Source organism: Mycoplana azooxidifex (assembly GCF_014196765.1).
Taxonomy (GTDB): Bacteria; Pseudomonadota; Alphaproteobacteria; order Rhizobiales; family Rhizobiaceae; genus Mycoplana; species Mycoplana azooxidifex.
In genome coordinates this window covers 30,694-46,336 of sequence record NZ_JACIEE010000004.1, presented here as the reverse complement: position 1 = coordinate 46,336, position 15,643 = coordinate 30,694, and the positions used below count along the sequence as shown (strand labels likewise).

Sequence of the window (15,643 nt, the reverse complement as noted above, 5' to 3'; positions counted from 1 at the left end):
CCTTGAGGTCGCCGGTGAGCTTCGGCGCGTCGTTGACCGGGGTGACGCCGAGGTTGAAGATCTTGCCGACCGGCGTCGAGCCGTCCTCGTTGCCATCCTCGACTACGACCTTGAAGGAGGCCTTGGTCGTTTCTGAGCCCGAGTGGACGAAGGTGACCTTGCCAGCGGCGAGTTCGGCGCCGGTGAAGCTGGTCGCGGCCTTGCCGTCGACATGGACCTTGCCGTTCGAGGCGTCGGAGATGGTGAAGCGCACGCCGGAGGCGTCGTCGTCGGGGTCGGAGAAGTTGAGGTCGGCGGTGGTGATCCTGTAGCTGCCGCCTTCCTTCACCGTCGCCGTCAGGTCGCCCGTGAGCGTCGGCGGGACGGGGACGCCCGCCACGACGATATCGTCGATGACGAAGGCGATATCGGGCGCGCCGTTCGGCTGGACGATGCGAAACGTGTCGATCGACTGCCAGAATTTGCCCTGCAGCGTTACCGTCGTGTCGACGAAGTCCGTGACCGTGAAGTCCTGGTGGCCAACCTCCACCCCGTCGGCATAACCGACCACGCGGACGGTGTCGGAGAAGACATCGTTCTCGGCTTCTCCCATGCCGTAGTTGTCGATCTGGAAGCTCTTGAGCCAGAACTTCTCGCCATCGGTCGCGGCAAACTCCGCTGCAGCGATCGTCCCCAGGGTGCCGAGCACACGCAGGCCGTAGTCGCTCGAATTCACGAGGACGGATTCTTCCGTGTCGCTGATGACGTCGAGAAACTCGGTGTGGGACGAGCCGACATTGCCGTCCTCGTCCAGCAGTCTGATCGTCCAGTTTCCGATCGCCCGCTCGCTGCCGCCCAAGCTCGCGGTATCGTCGCCATCATCGTCGCCCGTTAGCGGAATGCCTTCGAAAGTAAGTGACTCCGGTGTGGCCATGGTGCGACTTCTCCTCAAGGGGCGGGGCGGATTGATCGGGACGGCGCGGTCGGTCGACCGGGCCCTGTGTGTGCTGTCGTCCCGCCTTGCGGATGGCGCCGCGCCTGTCGCGGCGACTGTGCGGGATGCCGGAAATTCTTTCTCCACCTAGGGTTATACGCAGGGACTGTCCGGAAACGAACACAGCCAATGGGCGAAATGGCCCCTCCCTTGCCACCGCCTATGAAGTGGGTGGGATGACCCACCCATGAGGTAGATCGGCGGTGGGAGGGGAGGTGATGGGCTATGGCAAAGGCCGTAGATGGCGGCTTTGGTCAGCCGTCACGCACCCTTGCGTTGCGTCCTATTCGCTAGCCCCATGATGCCCGGGTGCATGCGTCGAGACAGGTGAGCCGGTGCGGACTTTGCGACGGCGCCGAAACGACGAATGGCCCGCCGCGGGTTGCGGCGAGCCATTCACGGAGACCGCGGTCTCTTCCCTTGGGAGGAATTACTCTGCGGGCTGGAGCGCGCCGGCGGGCTGCAGCTGGCCGTTGCTCCTGCGTCCGCCCATGGCGCTGTTGAGCTTTTCGACGTCGAGCTCGTTTTCCCAGCGGGCCACGACGATGGTGGCGACGGCGTTTCCGACGAAGTTCGTCAGCGCACGGCATTCCGACATGAAGCGGTCGATGCCGAGGATCAGTGCCATGCCGGCGACCGGGACGGAGGGGACGACGGAGAGTGTTGCCGCAAGCGTGATGAAGCCCGCGCCGGTGATGCCCGCGGCGCCCTTGGAACTCAGCATGGCGACCAGAAGCAGCAGGATCTGGTCGGCGTAGGAGAGCTGGATGTCGACGGCCTGCGCGATGAAGAGCGCCGCCAACGTCATGTAGATGTTGGTGCCGTCGAGATTGAAGGAATAGCCGGTCGGAATGACGAGGCCGACGACCGAGCGCTTGCAGCCGGCGGCTTCCATCTTCTGCATCAGGCCCGGCAGGGCGGCCTCGGACGAGGAGGTGCCGAGCACGAGCAGCAGCTCCTCCTTGATGTAGCGGATCAGCGCCACGATCGAAAAGCCGTTGTAGCGGGCGACGGCGCCGAGCACGACGAACACGAACAGCAGCGAGGTGGCGTAGAAGGTGGCGATCAGGAAGGCGAGGTTGGCGATCGAACCGATGCCGTACTTGCCGATGGTGAACGCCATGGCGCCGAAGGCACCGATCGGGGCTGCCTTCATCAGGATGGCGACGAGGCGGAAGATCGGCGCGGTCAGCGCGTTCAGGAAATCGGTGACCGGCTTGCCCTTTTCGCCGACCATGCCGAGCGCAATGCCGAACAGCACGGAGAAGAACAGCACCTGCAGGATGTCGCCCTCGGCAAAGGCGCCGACGATCGTCTGCGGGATGATGTTCATCAGGAAGCCGGTGATGGTGCTCTCATGCGCCTTGGTCGCGTAGGTGGAAACCGCGCTCGCATCGAGCGAGGCCGGATCGATGTGCATGCCGGCGCCCGGCTGGACGACGTTGGCGACCAGCATGCCGACTGCCAGGGCCAGCGTCGAGAAGGTCAGGAAGTAGATCATCGCCTTGCCGGCGACGCGGCCGACCTTCTTCAGGTCGGACATGCCGGCAATGCCTGTGGCCACGGTCAGGAATATCACAGGTGCGATGATCATCTTGACGAGGCGGATGAAGGCATCGCCGAGCGGCTTCAGCGAGGCGCCGAGCTCGGGAGAATAGTGGCCGAGCAGGATGCCGGCGGCAATCGCCACCAGAACCTGGAAATAGAGGTGCCGGTAGAAGGGCAGGGTTTCGCGCTTGATCGCGCCGTCAGTCGAAATCTGCATGTGATCCTCCGTTGTGCCCCAACCGCAATCGGCCTCCCGGGGCGAACAGTTACGTCGGGGAATGGTTCAGCAAGCGTCGTGCCAGTTGCTCGTGGTCGATCTAACGAATTGAAATCATGCGATTTCGTGGAGAGGCGGAAAATCCAGCAACGTCAATATGTGCGATATTCCGCACGTCCGTTCTTGCCGTCCGTGTGATTTCATGCACATATTGGATCATGCATAGGTTTGCGCCTGCGACACTCATGACCAATTCGCTGGTCGGCAGCCGGCCCCGCCTCGCCTGGGCGACATTCGCCGGGATAGCGGCCCTGCTCGTCGCGGCCGCTCTGGTCGCTGCCGGCATCTATGGGCGCTCCAGCGCGCTGTCCGCCCTGGAAGGGCAGGGCCGGACCGATGCCAACATCAAGGTCGCTCTTCTGCGGGCCGTGCTGGAGCGGCCGCGGGCGGTGCCGTTGCTGCTTTCGCTGGACCGCGACGTGCAGGACGCGCTGTCGCAGCCGACGCCCGGGAACCGGGACCGTCTCAACCGCAAGCTGGAACAGCTCGTCCAGGCCAGCAGCGCCTCGGTCATCTACGTGACCGATGCCAGCGGGCTGGCGATCGCCTCCAGCAACTGGCAGGAACCGGACAGTTTCGTCGGCAACAACTACGCCTTCCGGTCCTATTTCACCCGCGGGATGGCGGAAGGGAAGGCGGAGCATTTCGCGCTCGGCACTGTCAGCAGGCGGCCCGGGCTCTACATTTCCCACCGGGTCGGCGACGCATCGGCCCCGCAGGGCGTCGTCGTGGTCAAGATGGAATTCGACGGGCTGGAGCGCGAGTGGTCGGATGCCCGGCGCCCCGTCTACGTCGTGGACGACAACGACGTCGTGCTGATCTCCAGCATTCCCTCGTGGCGGTTCATGACGACGCGGGCGCTTCCGTCTGACAGCCTTGCGGCGATCCGCGAAAGCCTCCAGTTCGGCGATGCCCCCCTCGTTCCGCTGCCGATCGCCGAGCGGCGCACGGTCGGTCCCAACAGCGAGATCATCACGGCGGCCATGCCCGGCGGCGGTAGTGCCGATTACCTGAGGATCCTCGTGCCGGCCGCATCGACGCCCTGGCGCCTGGGCTATCTCGTGCCGATGCAGCCATCCGTGGCGGCCGCCGTCCGGGAAGCGCGGATGATGGCGCTTCTGGCGCTGGCGCCGCTGCTAGCGACCGCCGCCTTCTGGCTCCGCCGCCGCCAGCTGGTGCTCGCCGAGATCGCGGCGGCGGAGGAGGCGCGGTACGCGCTGGAGCGGCGGGTGGAGGAGCGGACCGCCGACCTCAGCCATGCACGCGACCGGCTGCAGGCGGAGATCGCCGAGCACCGGTCGACCGAGACGCGGCTGCAGACGGTGCAGCAGGAGCTGGTGCAGGCCAACAGGCTGGCGATCCTGGGGCAGGTGGCCGCTGGCGTGGCGCATGAGATCAACCAGCCGGTCGCGACCATCCGCGCCTATGCCGACAACGCCAAGGTCTTCCTGTCACGACAGCAGGCGGGCACGGCGATGGAGAACCTCGACCAGATCGCCGGCCTGACGGAGCGCATCGGCGCGATCACCGACGACCTGAAGGCGCTGGCGCGAAAGGGCCGGGCCGGGGCCGAGCCGGTGAACCTGCGAGAGGCGATCGAGGGTGCGGTGGAGCTTCTGAGGAGCCGCTTTGCCGGCAGCCTGGAAGCGCTCCGCATCGATCCTTCCGCGCACCGTGTCTTCGTTCTCGGAAACCGGCTGCGGCTCGAGCAGGTGTTCATCAATCTCTTCCAGAATGCGCTGGAGGCCGTGGCGGAACGCTCCGACCCGATCGTTACGGTCTCGACCGAGGCGAAAGGCGACGTGGTCGCGGTGTCGATTGCCGACAACGGCCCCGGCATCGCGCCGGAGGTGATGGACGAGCTGTTCTCGCCCTTCAACTCGTCGAAGGAGAAGGGCTTGGGCCTCGGGCTCGTGATCTCCAAGGACATCGTGGCCGATTATGGCGGCCGGATCGAGGTCCGGACCGGGCCGGACGGCACCTGCTTCACCGTCCATCTCAAGCCTGCGGGAGAAAGCCCATGACGATCCCGGTGCATCTCGTCGACGACGACCGGGATCTGCTGCGGGCGACGGCGCAGACGCTGCAGCTCGCCGGTTTCGACACCTCGACCTTCACCTCGGGCCGGGAGGCGATTGCAGCGCTGGATGAGGATTTTTCGGGCGTCGTCGTCTCTGACATCCGCATGCCCGGCATGGACGGGCTGGAGCTTTTTGCACAGATCCAGGGGCTCGACGCGGAAATTCCGGTGGTGCTGGTGACGGGCCATGGCGACATTGCGATGGCGGTCAAGGCGATCCAGGACGGGGTCTACGATTTCGTCACCAAGCCGTTCGCCACCGACCGGCTGATCCAGTCCGTCCGGCGGGCGGCCGAGAAGCGGTCGCTGGTGATGGAGAACCGCAGACTGCGCGCCGCGGCGCGGGACGTGGAAGGCGATCTTCCGCTGATCGGCCAGTCGCGTGCCATGCTGCGCCTGCGCGACATGCTGCGGCAGATCGCCGACACCGACGTCGATGTGCTCGTCACCGGCGAGACCGGCACTGGCAAGGAGGTGGTGGCGACACTGCTGCACCGCTGGAGCCGGCGGGCCAAGGGCAATTTCGTGGCGCTGAACTGTGGGGCGCTGCCCGAGCAGGTGATAGAGAGTGAGCTCTTCGGTCACGAACCCGGCGCTTTCACCGGCGCGCAGAAGAAGCGCATCGGCCGCATCGAGCATTCGAGCGGCGGTACGCTCTTTCTCGACGAGATCGAAAGCATGCCGCCGGAGAGCCAGGTCAGGATGCTGCGGGTGCTGGAGATGCGCGAGGTGACGCCGCTCGGCACGAACGAGGTGCGGCCGGTGGACCTGCGCGTGGTAGCCGCCGCCAAGGTCGATCTCGGCGACCCCGCGCAGCGCAGGGACTTTCGCGAGGACCTCTACTACCGACTCAACGTGGTCAGCCTCGCCATTCCGCCGCTGCGCGACCGGCAGGACGACGTGCCGCTGCTGTTCGGCTATTTCGCCGAGCGGGCGGCCAGGCGCTTCGGCCGCGACCTGCCGCAGCTTTCGGCCGCCGTGAGCCGGCACCTGCGCGAGCATGCGTGGCCCGGAAACGTGCGCGAACTGTCGCATTTCGCCGAGCGCGTCGTGCTCGGCATGCAGCCGGAGGATGCGCCCGGCGCCGGGAAGGCAGCAGCCGCCGAAGCACTGCCGTTGCCGGAAAGGCTGGAGCGCTTCGAGGCGGAAATCATACGGGAGACGCTGAAATCGCATGGCGGTGACGTGCAGCAGTCGCTTGCCGCCCTCGGCGTGCCGCGCAAGACCTTCTACGACAAGCTGCAGCGCCACGGTATCGTCAGGAGCGACTACGCCGGCAAGAAGGGGTGAGCGGCCGGGCCGGCCCTATTGCCTCTTGGCCGCCATCGCCGTGATCGCCGTCTTGCCGAGGATCACGGCGATGACGACGACGATCAGCACCACGGAGATTGCCGCGATCGCCGGGTCGATGTTGTCGCGCAGGCCCATCCACATCATGCGCGGCAGGGTGACGGCGTTGACCGACGTGATGAACAGCGTCACGCCGATTTCCTCCCACGAGAGCACGAAGGCGAGGAAGAAGGCCGTCAGCAGGCCGAAGCGGATGTTGGGCACGATCACCTTGAAGATGCGCTGGAAGACGCCGGCGCCGAATCCGCGGGCGGCGAGGTCGATGCGGCGATCCACCTGCGCCAGCGCCACCATGATCAGGACAACCGCGAAGGGCACGATCATCACCGAATGTGCCAGCGCCACCCCGAGCGTGGTGTCGTAGCCGACGAGGCCGTTGAGGCGGGAGAGCGAGGTCAGGAAGAAGTAGAGCGTGATCGCCGAGACGACCGGTGGGGCCACCATCGGCATCAGCACGAAGCCGATCAGGATGCTCGCAATCCAGGGGCGATACATCCACAGGCCGAGGCTGAAGGCGAGCGCCAGCGCCGTCGAGATCGTAGCGCTCAGGGAGGCGATGCGGACCGACAGCAGGGTGGCCTGCAGCCAGGCCGGGTTGTCGACGAGCGCCTGGTAGTGGCGCAGCGACCAGTTGCCGCTCGGCATGGTCAGGAACCGGGCCGGCGTGAAGGATACGGGGACCACGGCGAAGAGCGGCAGCAGCAGGAAGATCGCCACGAAGGCTGCGAGGACGAGGGCGAGGGGGCCGGGCTTGTACATGGGACGACCTCGCTCAGCTCAGCATGCTTTTCGGACGGGCATAGCGCATCAAGAGGCCGAGCAGCAGCCCGACGACCACCATCATCAGCACGCTGATCGCCGCTCCCAGTCCCCAGTTCGGGCTCTGGAAGATGCGCAGGTAGATCAGCTCCGCCGCCATGACCGACCGGCCGCCGCCCAGGATCGCCGGGGTGATGAAGAAGCCGAGCGAAAAGACGAAGACGATGATGGCGGCGCCGAGGACGCCCGGGGCGGTCATCGGCAGGAACACCTGCCAGAAGGTGCGGGCGCGTGAGGCGCCCATGCCGCGGGCGGCGAGCAGCACGCGCTCGTCGAGACTGCGCATGGCAGAGGCGATCGGGAAGACGGCGAACGGAACGAGGAAATGGGTCATGCCGAGGATGACGCCGAATTCGTTGCGCACCAGCGTCAAGGGCTCGGAGATCACCCCGAGCTGTGTCAGCCAAGTGTTGATCAGGCCGCGGTTGGAGAGCAGGGCCACCCAGCCGAAGGCGCGCGTCAGCACCGAGATCCAGAAGGGGATGAGGATGCAGACCTCGGCGGCAAGCCTCTGGGCGGGCGTGCCCCGGACCCAGACGAGCGCGATCGCATAGGCGGCTATCACCGCAAAGACCGTGACGAAGAGGCAGATGCGGAAAGTGCGCAGGAAAACTGACAGGATCAGTTCGTCGGTCAGGGCGTTCGCGTAGTTGTGCAGGCCCGGTTCGGGCAGCGTGAAGCTCCAACTGAGGACACCGAGGAACGGCACGACATAGGCAGCCGCGAGGAAGAGCAGAAGCGGACCGACGAGCAGGGCTGGTTTCAGGATGTCGCGCATTGGCTTTTCCGTTGTCTCGGGCTTACGTTTTCGATCGAGGCCCCGGGGCTTCCCCCCTCATCCGGCCGAGAGGCCGGATGAGGGGGCCTTCGGATCAGGCGAATCCGCCGAAGCAGCCCACCCTGACGGACGGGCGGGGGCTCGATCAGGCCGAGATCACCTTGGTATAGGCGTCCAGGGCGGGGCCGTAGTTGGTTTCGTACCAGGCCATGTCGAGGGGGATTTGCTTGGACATGTTGGCCGGATCCACTGGGTTGAGGCGCGCCTGCTCGGGATTGAGCAGGGCGTCGGCTGCCGGATTGGCCGGGCCCTGGCCGAGCATGTCGAACATGATCACCTGCTTTTCGGGAACCTGCGCGGAGGCGATGAATTTCATCGCGTTCTCCTTGCCGCCCGGATTGCCCTTGATCACGCCCATGGCGCCCGGCGAAATCAGCCCCTGGTCCCAGACGAACTTGATCGTGCCGCCGGAATCCTTCTCGATCAGGCTGGCGCGGGTCGACCAGATCAGTGCCATCGAGGCTTCGCCGTTCAGGAGCACTGACTGGCTTTCCGAGCCGCCGCCCCAGAAGGAGACGATGTTGTCCTTGAAGGCGGCGATCCTTTTGTGGGCGCGGTCGAGATCGAGCGGGTAGAGCTTGTCGGCGGGAACGCCGTCGGCGAGCAGGGCCGCCTCCCACATGCCCGCACCCCATTTGTAGAGCGAGCGCTTGCCGGGGAACTTCTCGACGTCGAAGAAGTCGGCCATGCCCGTCGGCACCTTGTCGCCGAACTTCGAGGCGTCGTAGGCAATGATATAGGAGAAGAAGTAGGAAGAGGCGGCATATTCCCAGCCGAAGCCCGGCCGCATCTTGGCCTTGTCGACCACCGCATAGTCGATCGGCTCCATCATGCCCTTCTTGCCGAGCGCTTCGGCCGAGAACGGATCGATGTCGACGATGTCCCAAGTGGGCGAGCCACTTTCGAACTGCGCCTGCACGGCGCCCTCCGTCGGGCCGGAGCCGTCCTGCTTGACGGTAACGCCGGTCTCCTCCTTGAAGGGCGCGCCGTAGGCCTTGTCGTAGGCCGTGCCCGCATCGCCGCCCCAGTTGACGAAGACGAGTTCGTTGGCGGCGGCGAACGCACCCTTGGCCTTCAGTGCGGCCGGCGCGCCGACAATCAGGAACGCGGCGATCTGGGCGAAGCGACGGCGCGATATCTCCCCTCGCGCGACTTTCTTTTCCAGGATTTCAAGGCAATCTTTCTCGAAACGGTCAGTCATGTTGTTCACCTCATATGGTTATGATTGGCATGCTTGATTTCGATCGTTCAGATTTCGCCCGTGCGGGCGCGGCCGGCTCCCAGGTCCCGATCCTAGAGGAAGTAGCCTTGCTCCTCCTTCCAACTGACCCAGGCATGGCTGCCCGGCACGAGGTTCGGCGTCGTCGCGTGCGTCGGCGTTTCCAGCACCAGCGAGGGGCCGGCGTCCACGCGCGCGGCGAAGCGGGTCATCGGTCCGAGATAGGTGACGGCCTCGATCGTCACCGGCAGCACGTTGCCGGCTGCCGGACGCTCGGTGGAGAGCGCCATGTGCTCGGGGCGGATGGCGAGATGGGCGGTGGGCGCGCCGGCGGCACTGGCGATGCGGATCTGCTGCTCGCCGCAGCGGGCCACGGCACCGTTGCCGTTCATGGCGGCCCCGGCCAGCGGCAGGATGTTGATGTCACCCAGAAACTCGGCGACGAAGCGGTTGGCGGGGCGCTCGTAGATGTCGCGAGGGCTTGCGACCTGCTGCAGCTTGCCCTGGTTGAAGATCGCCACCCGGGTCGACAGCGCCAGCGCCTCCGACTGGTCGTGAGTGACGAAGACGAAGGTCGTTCCCGTCTCCTGGTGGAGACGCCGGACCTCGTCCTGCATGGATCCGCGCAGGTTCTTGTCCAGCGCCGAGAAGGGTTCGTCGAGTAGCAGCACCGAGGGGCCGAAGACCAGCGCGCGCGCCAGCGCCACCCTCTGCTGCTGGCCGCCGGAGAGATCGGCGGGCCGCTTCTTCTCGTGGCCGCGCAGCCCGACGCGATCGATCATGTCGTCGACGCGGGACTGGATTTGCGTTCCCGACTGCCCCTGGATCTGCAAGGGAAATGCGATGTTCTTCTCCACCGACATGTGGGGAAAGAGCGCATAGCCCTGGAAGACCATTCCGAAGGCGCGCTTTTCCGCCGGCAGGCGGGTGACGTCGGCGCCATCCTTGAACAGCGTGCCGGATGTCGGCCTGTCGAAGCCGGCAAGGATCATCAGGAAGGTGGTCTTGCCAGATCCGGAGGGCCCGAGAAGGGTAAGGAACTCGCCGCGACCGATGGTCAGGGAGATATCGTCGAGGGCGTGGAAGTCACCGTAGGTCCTGCCAATTCCCTGAGCGGTCAGTTCAGCCGCCTGCTTCGCGATCTGCATTAGCCGTCCCTCGTTCCGTGGAGACAGTACGAAGCAAGCCCGGCAAGCACAAACAAATTATTTTACTCCGCTCGGCAAATGAAATTCACCAAGTGGGCCTGCTTGTCGGCTATCCGGCCAACGACCCTGCGTCATTTTCCATCACTTCTTCCCGCAGCCAGTCGGCAAACGCGTTGACGGAGGATGTGTCCGCCTTGGCGTCGGAGACGACCAGATAATAGGCGTTCTTCGACTTGATCTTGATGTCGAACGGGCGGACGAGTGCGCCGTTGGCCATGGCACCCCGGCAGATGAACTCGTCGCCCATCGCCACCCCTTGCGCCGACATGGCGGCGGAATAGACGAGGTTCATGTCGGAGAAGGTGATGCCGCTGCGCGAAAGCGCGGGATCGACGCCGGCGACCGTCAGCCAGTTCTCCCAATCGGCATCGTCAACGAGATGCAGCAGGCAGGCCCTGCCCAGGTCGGCGGGACCGGAGAGGTTTGTCACCTTGTTCAGGAGGACAGGGCTGCACAGCGGCGTGAAGTCCACTTCTTTCAGGAGTTCCACCTGCATGTCGGGCCAGTAGCCGGTGCCGAAGGCGATGAAGACGTCGACGTCCGGATTGCTGACGTCGTCCAGCCGGCGCGGGGTCTGGATCGTCAGGCGGACGTCGGGATGCGCCTCGCGGAAGTCGGAGATCCTCGCGCACAGCCAGCTCGAAGCGAAGCCGGGCGTGCAGCAGACGTTGATGGTGCCGCTCACCCCCCGGCTGGCGTGGCGTGCGGCCGAACCCGAGATGGTGTTCAGGGCGCGGCGGACGTCGAGCGCATAGCCCATCCCCTGTTCGGTCAGCTCGATCCGCGTTCCGACCCGGTTCAGGAGCTGGAAGCCGAGGTCGCGCTCCAGCAGCCGCAGCTGGTGGCTGACGGCGCTGCGGGTCAGGTTCAACTCGTCGGCGGCCTTCCAGACGGAGCCGTGTCGCGCGAACCTGTCGAGCGCCCGCAGGGATTGCGTCGAGGGAAGATGCTTCATGCGGCCGGCTCCATGTCGCCGTTCAATTTTTGAGCAAAGGTGAACGGAATTTGTCGATCGTTGCAAGATATTTCACTTTTTCGGAATTTCGAAGTGCGTTGTAGTGGCCGGCACAAGGAGAACGACATGCCCCGCTCGGCCGCCCAGTCACACGCGCTTGACCATCTGGATGCCATGCGCTGCGAGCTTTCGGGCTGGACCGCGACGATCTTCGATTTCGGCGAGACCGCATGGCGCGAATACCGGTCGGCCGACTGGTATGTGCGCACGCTTCGCGCCCATGGCTTCTCCGTCGAGGAGGGTTCCGCCGGCATGCCGACGGCGTTTGCCGCCACGTGGTCCGGCGGGCCGGGTCCCTCGATCGGCCTCTATGCCGAATACGACGCGGTGCCCGGAAACTGCCAGGCGGCGGCGACAAGCCGAATGCCGCGCGAAGGGCTGTCGGTCCATGCCGGCGGCCATACCGACCCGCATTCAGGCCTCGGGATCGCCGGTTTCGGAGGGCTCCTGGCGACGAAGGCGGCGATGGAGCGATATGGCATCGGCGGCACGCTGCGCTTCACCGGCGAACCGGCGGAGAAGGTGCGCGGTTCCAAGCCGATCCATGCGGCGAAGGGCTACTATGACGGGCTCGATGCGATCCTCTCCTTCCATCCGTTCTACATGCTGCCGATGTGCAACACGGTGCGCTGGGACACACATTGCGGCGCGGCCTATTCGATGATCTACCGCTTCGTCTGCGACGAGCCGCACGCGTGGCTGCGCGAGGCGCATGACGGGGCGCCGATCCCGCAGTCGCATTCCGCCGTGCGCGCGCCGGGCGCGAACGACGCGCTGATGATGATGTACCAGTCGTCCAAGGCGCTGCGCGACTCAATGCTGCCGCACCAGGGAGGCTGGTCGATCAGCGAGGCGATCCTGACGGCCGGCCAGGCAACGGCGGACAACCTTCCGGCCGGTCTCGCCGAGATCCAGTATATGATGCGCGTGCCGACCGTCGCTATGGCCGAGCAGGTGACGGCTGTGCTCGACCGAAACGCGCAGGCCGCAGCCGACATGACCGGCTGCCGCTTCGAACGGCACTGGGTGTGTAAGTCGCGTCCCGGTCTCGCCAACCATGCGATGGCCGGTCTCGTCTGGGAGGCGATGCAGGACGTCGGCGCCCCGCACTTCGGCGAAGAGGCCCGCACCGTCGCCCGCGCGATCCAGGAAAACTGCGGGCTCCAGCCGATGGAGGCCCCCTTCATTCCGGAACTGGAGCGGTTGATCCCGCCGCAGGAGGCAGAAGCCATCCTGCGCCGCGACCTGCCGCCGTCCCAGCTTAGTTCGACGTCGGACGACTACACCGACATGTCCTGGCATGCGCCGCTCGCCCGCTTCTACGTCGCCCGCCCTGCGCTGCAGGCGCCCGCCGGATATCGCTATCCGGCCTGGGTGATGAATGCGCTGGGCGGCATTCCGGCGACGATCGACCCGATGGTGATCACCGCCGCCAAGATCCTTGCAAATTCCGCTCTGCGCCTGCTGGAGGACGAGGCGGTGCGGCAAGCGGCGATGGACGAGTTCAAGCAGCGCACCGGCGGCGGGGTCGGCGGCAGCGAATGGATCGCACCGCTTTGCGACTACGACCCGCCGACCGGCTTCCGCTGGCCCGAATATGTCACCACGCCGCGCGGCCGCGACTGGTGGATCCCTTCCCTCTGAACACCTGTCCCCCGAACCTCACTTCTGAACGCCTGGAGAAAACGAAGATGACGGCACTGTTCGACGAACCCTTTTCCCTTCAGCGGCGCAATCTCAAGGGCGACACGGAGCGCCTGACGAACTGGGGTTTCCGCAACGAGCTCGACAGGCTGACCGACGTGCTGCTCGGCTCGCCGGCCTACCTTCGGCACATGGCGACATCGTCGCTGTCGCGCAAGCACCTGCGCGAGAACCCCTGCAACATCCAGGTGGCGCAGGCGCAGCACAAGGAGCTCGTTTCGGCCTACGAGCATTTCGGCGTCCGCATCCACTGGCACGAGCCGACGCCGGAATTGCCGATGCAGGTCTATTCGCGCGATTCCTCGGTCATGACCCCCTATGGCGCGATCATCACCGCGATGTCGCAGCCCTGGCGGCGCGGCGAGAACTATGCCGCGATCCGCACCTATGAAAAGCTCGGCCTCCCCATCTACGACATGGTGACGGCCGGCACCTTCGAAGGCGGCGACTTCAACGTCATCGAGGACGGCGTCGTGCTCATTGGCTGCGGCGGCGCGCGCACCAACGAGGACGGCGCCCGCCAGGTCAAGGACTGGTTCGACAAGGAGGGCTGGGAGACGCGGCTCGCCTTCATCGACGAGTACTATGTGCACATCGACCTGATGGTTGTGCCGATCGCAGAGAAGCTGACGGCCGTCTGCCTCGACTGCACCGATCCCGCGATCGTCGGCTGGCTGAAGGACAAGGGCCACGACATCGTCAACGTGCCGTTCCCCGACACGATGGCACTCGGCTGCAACTTCATGTCGCTCGGCAACAGCAAGATCATCGCGCCGACCTCGAGCAAGGTGCTGATCGAACAGCTCAAGGCGCGGGGCTTCGAAGTCGCAGCCGTCGACACGGCGGAGATCTCCAAGACCGGCGGCGGCATCCATTGCATGGCGCAGGCGCTTCGCCGCGAAGCCGCTTGAGCAGGGCCAGCCGTCTCGCCTATCGCCTTTCCGGGTCGATCGTGAAGAGTTCGGTTGCCCGGCCGACGCCGCGCAGCGCGTAGCGGCCGAGCGACACCATCTCGGCGATGCGGTCGTCCGGGCACGCCTCGACGAAATCGCGCGACATCAGGACGTCCCTGTCGACCGAGGTACAGAGCTGCGAGATGCGGCTCACCTGGTTGACCGCCGGGCCGACCACGGTGAAATCCAGGCGCGTCTGGCTGCCGATGTTGCCGTAGAGCACGTCGCCGACATGGAGGCCGAGATAGACCTCGGTCGCCGGCATGGCGGCGGCCATGCGCCGGGCGTTGAGCTTGCCGAGATTCCTGTGCACGGTGCGTTCGGCATCGAGCGCCGCCGCGCAGTCTGCATGGCGATCGCCGGACCGGAAGATCGCGAGCACTCCGTCGCCGACCAGCTTCAGCACGCTGCCGCCGTGGTCGTGGACCGCGTCGATCACGAGCCCGGCATAGTCGTTCAGGAACGGGATGATCTGTTCGGGCTCGGTCCGGTCGGAGATGCTGGTGTAATTGTGAAGGTCGGAGAACCAGATCACGGCGTCGATCTTCTCCACTGCCCCGCGGCTGATCTGCCCGCTCACCACTTTCTGTCCTGCGTCGCGGCCGAGATAGACGTCGGCGATCGTGCCGATGATCCTGATCGACGACACGCATTTGACCGCGAGCGCCAGCGTCGGCACGAGAAAGCGCAGCGCGCGAAGGGCATCCTCGCTGAAACCGTCCGGGTCACGCGTCGTCCAGCTCGAGAAGAACGCATCCATCTCGCCCACGCGGCCGTTCTCGGTGAAGCGGTGGATCATGGCGATGTAGTCGGTGTGACCGGCCTCCCGCAGTTCCCGCATGTTCGAGAAATCCGTCGGTGCGCCGCGCATAAAGGGGCGGTGGATCTCGTCGATATCCTCCGTCATGAGGTGATAGAAGACCGAGGCGCGCCAGGATTCGAGCGCGCTGCCCTCGGTGCTTGCCTCATATTCGCGGACGGCGTCGGGCACCGGTCCGGTGCTCTCCCAATGAAACGCCCGCCCCTCGAAATCCGGATGCAGGGTGTCGATGATCGCAAGGACGCGGTCGATCGGAAGCCCCCTGGCATTGCAGAGCTCGCAGAAGCCGGTGATGAGGTCCGCCTCGTCGGTGCCCCGATAGCCTTCCTGCGATAGCCAGAGGTTGATTTCGTGCAGGTCGCGATCGTTCATGGATGTCAACAAATGCGAATGATGGATCCTTGACTATGCAGGATTACAGGAAAAATCACCGTTGTATATCGATTGCTCGGCGAGCCGCGCCGCGTGGAAAGGTGAACGCTCAGATTGTGCAAGGCAGCCCGGGCAGCCGCGCGGGCGGGAACCTCAGGAGGCAGGGATGGTATTCAAGGAAGGGACGTTTCATGGCGAGATCCCCGAGCATTTCGACGGTCCGCATCCGGCGGTGCTCGAAACGGCGGTGGCGGACGCGCTCGCTGCTGCCGGTACGGTCGACCCCTCCGACGTTGCCGTGACCTGCGAAAACGGGGTGATCTACCTGACGGGGCGCGTCGGCTCGGCAGAGGAAATCGCCCGCGCGATCGATATCGCCAGTTCGGTGGCCGGAGTCCGCGCGGTGGAATCCACCCTCGTCGCGGGATAGGTTCTGATCCTTGGTCGTGGCGGAAGCATTGCGGCAG

At 65.5% G+C, this 15,643-nt stretch carries 13 protein-coding genes; 5 read left to right on the top strand and 8 right to left on the bottom strand.

Features of this window, described 5'->3' with window-relative positions:
* On the bottom strand, positions 1-913 hold a 913-nt coding region (locus GGQ64_RS09500; RefSeq protein ID WP_246422553.1), incomplete at its 3' end, for a cadherin-like domain-containing protein.
* A 490-nt stretch (positions 914-1,403) separates the two neighbouring features.
* Entirely contained in the window at positions 1,404-2,738 is a 1,335-nt protein-coding gene (locus GGQ64_RS09495; protein ID WP_183802753.1) for a dicarboxylate/amino acid:cation symporter, read from the bottom strand.
* Between the two features lie 245 nt (positions 2,739-2,983).
* Between GGQ64_RS09495 and GGQ64_RS09490 the strand changes: the two genes are divergently transcribed.
* The gene (locus GGQ64_RS09490; RefSeq protein WP_246422551.1) at positions 2,984-4,822 is read left to right on the top strand and encodes an ATP-binding protein; all 1,839 of its coding nucleotides are present in this window, start codon (positions 2,984-2,986) and stop codon (positions 4,820-4,822) included.
* Positions 4,819-6,168 (top strand): sigma-54-dependent transcriptional regulator, encoded by a 1,350-nt coding sequence (locus GGQ64_RS09485; RefSeq protein ID WP_183802747.1) that lies wholly within the window; start codon positions 4,819-4,821, stop codon positions 6,166-6,168. Before GGQ64_RS09490 ends, GGQ64_RS09485 begins: the two co-directional genes overlap by 4 nt.
* Before the next feature lie 15 nt (positions 6,169-6,183).
* Here the strand turns inward: GGQ64_RS09485 and GGQ64_RS09480 are convergent, their stop codons facing one another.
* From GGQ64_RS09480 to GGQ64_RS09460, 5 genes are all read right to left on the bottom strand, one after another.
* Complete coding sequence (locus tag GGQ64_RS09480; RefSeq protein WP_183802744.1) at positions 6,184-6,987, bottom strand: ABC transporter permease; 804 nt, start codon at positions 6,985-6,987, stop codon at positions 6,184-6,186.
* Between the two features lie 13 nt (positions 6,988-7,000).
* Complete coding sequence (locus GGQ64_RS09475) at positions 7,001-7,825, bottom strand: ABC transporter permease (protein WP_183802741.1); 825 nt, start codon at positions 7,823-7,825, stop codon at positions 7,001-7,003.
* A gap of 145 nt (positions 7,826-7,970) precedes the next feature.
* Entirely contained in the window at positions 7,971-9,086 is a 1,116-nt protein-coding gene (locus tag GGQ64_RS09470) for an ABC transporter substrate-binding protein (protein ID WP_183802739.1), read from the bottom strand.
* A gap of 92 nt (positions 9,087-9,178) precedes the next feature.
* A complete protein-coding gene (locus tag GGQ64_RS09465) occupies positions 9,179-10,252 on the bottom strand; it encodes an ABC transporter ATP-binding protein (RefSeq protein ID WP_183802737.1) in 1,074 nt (357 codons plus the stop codon).
* Between the two features lie 109 nt (positions 10,253-10,361).
* Positions 10,362-11,267, bottom strand: coding sequence for a LysR substrate-binding domain-containing protein (locus GGQ64_RS09460; protein WP_183802734.1), 906 nt, complete (start codon positions 11,265-11,267; stop codon positions 10,362-10,364).
* A 126-nt stretch (positions 11,268-11,393) separates the two neighbouring features.
* Here GGQ64_RS09460 and GGQ64_RS09455 point away from each other — a divergent pair, with 126 nt between their 5' ends.
* Positions 11,394-12,971 carry a zinc-binding metallopeptidase family protein gene (locus tag GGQ64_RS09455; RefSeq protein WP_183802731.1) on the top strand — a complete coding sequence of 526 codons (1,578 nt, stop codon included), beginning with the start codon at positions 11,394-11,396 and terminating at the stop codon, positions 12,969-12,971.
* A 47-nt stretch (positions 12,972-13,018) separates the two neighbouring features.
* Positions 13,019-13,942: a dimethylarginine dimethylaminohydrolase family protein gene (locus tag GGQ64_RS09450; RefSeq protein WP_183802728.1), complete on the top strand. Its 924-nt coding sequence runs from the start codon at positions 13,019-13,021 to the stop codon at positions 13,940-13,942.
* 19 nt (positions 13,943-13,961) lie between these two features.
* Here the strand turns inward: GGQ64_RS09450 and GGQ64_RS09445 are convergent, their stop codons facing one another.
* On the bottom strand, positions 13,962-15,176 hold the full coding sequence (locus GGQ64_RS09445; RefSeq protein ID WP_183802725.1) for an adenylate/guanylate cyclase domain-containing protein: 1,215 nt from the start codon (positions 15,174-15,176) through the stop codon (positions 13,962-13,964).
* Between the two features lie 166 nt (positions 15,177-15,342).
* Between GGQ64_RS09445 and GGQ64_RS09440 the strand changes: the two genes are divergently transcribed.
* Entirely contained in the window at positions 15,343-15,606 is a 264-nt protein-coding gene (locus GGQ64_RS09440) for a BON domain-containing protein (RefSeq protein ID WP_183802722.1), read from the top strand.
* The last annotated feature ends 37 nt before the right edge of the window (positions 15,607-15,643 follow it).

Bases quoted from the DNA above. Each gene is read 5' to 3' on its own strand.
- GGQ64_RS09495 (WP_183802753.1), bottom strand. From the start codon at position 2,738: ATGCAGATTTCGACTGACGGCGCGATCAAGCGCGAAACCCTGCCCTTC.
- GGQ64_RS09490 (WP_246422551.1), top strand. From the start codon at position 2,984: ATGACCAATTCGCTGGTCGGCAGCCGGCCCCGCCTCGCCTGGGCGACA.
- GGQ64_RS09485 (WP_183802747.1), top strand. From the start codon at position 4,819: ATGACGATCCCGGTGCATCTCGTCGACGACGACCGGGATCTGCTGCGG.
- GGQ64_RS09480 (WP_183802744.1), bottom strand. From the start codon at position 6,987: ATGTACAAGCCCGGCCCCCTCGCCCTCGTCCTCGCAGCCTTCGTGGCG.
- GGQ64_RS09475 (WP_183802741.1), bottom strand. From the start codon at position 7,825: ATGCGCGACATCCTGAAACCAGCCCTGCTCGTCGGTCCGCTTCTGCTC.
- GGQ64_RS09470 (WP_183802739.1), bottom strand. From the start codon at position 9,086: ATGACTGACCGTTTCGAGAAAGATTGCCTTGAAATCCTGGAAAAGAAA.
- GGQ64_RS09465 (WP_183802737.1), bottom strand. From the start codon at position 10,252: ATGCAGATCGCGAAGCAGGCGGCTGAACTGACCGCTCAGGGAATTGGC.
- GGQ64_RS09460 (WP_183802734.1), bottom strand. From the start codon at position 11,267: ATGAAGCATCTTCCCTCGACGCAATCCCTGCGGGCGCTCGACAGGTTC.
- GGQ64_RS09455 (WP_183802731.1), top strand. From the start codon at position 11,394: ATGCCCCGCTCGGCCGCCCAGTCACACGCGCTTGACCATCTGGATGCC.
- GGQ64_RS09450 (WP_183802728.1), top strand. From the start codon at position 13,019: ATGACGGCACTGTTCGACGAACCCTTTTCCCTTCAGCGGCGCAATCTC.
- GGQ64_RS09445 (WP_183802725.1), bottom strand. From the start codon at position 15,176: ATGAACGATCGCGACCTGCACGAAATCAACCTCTGGCTATCGCAGGAA.
- GGQ64_RS09440 (WP_183802722.1), top strand. From the start codon at position 15,343: ATGGTATTCAAGGAAGGGACGTTTCATGGCGAGATCCCCGAGCATTTC.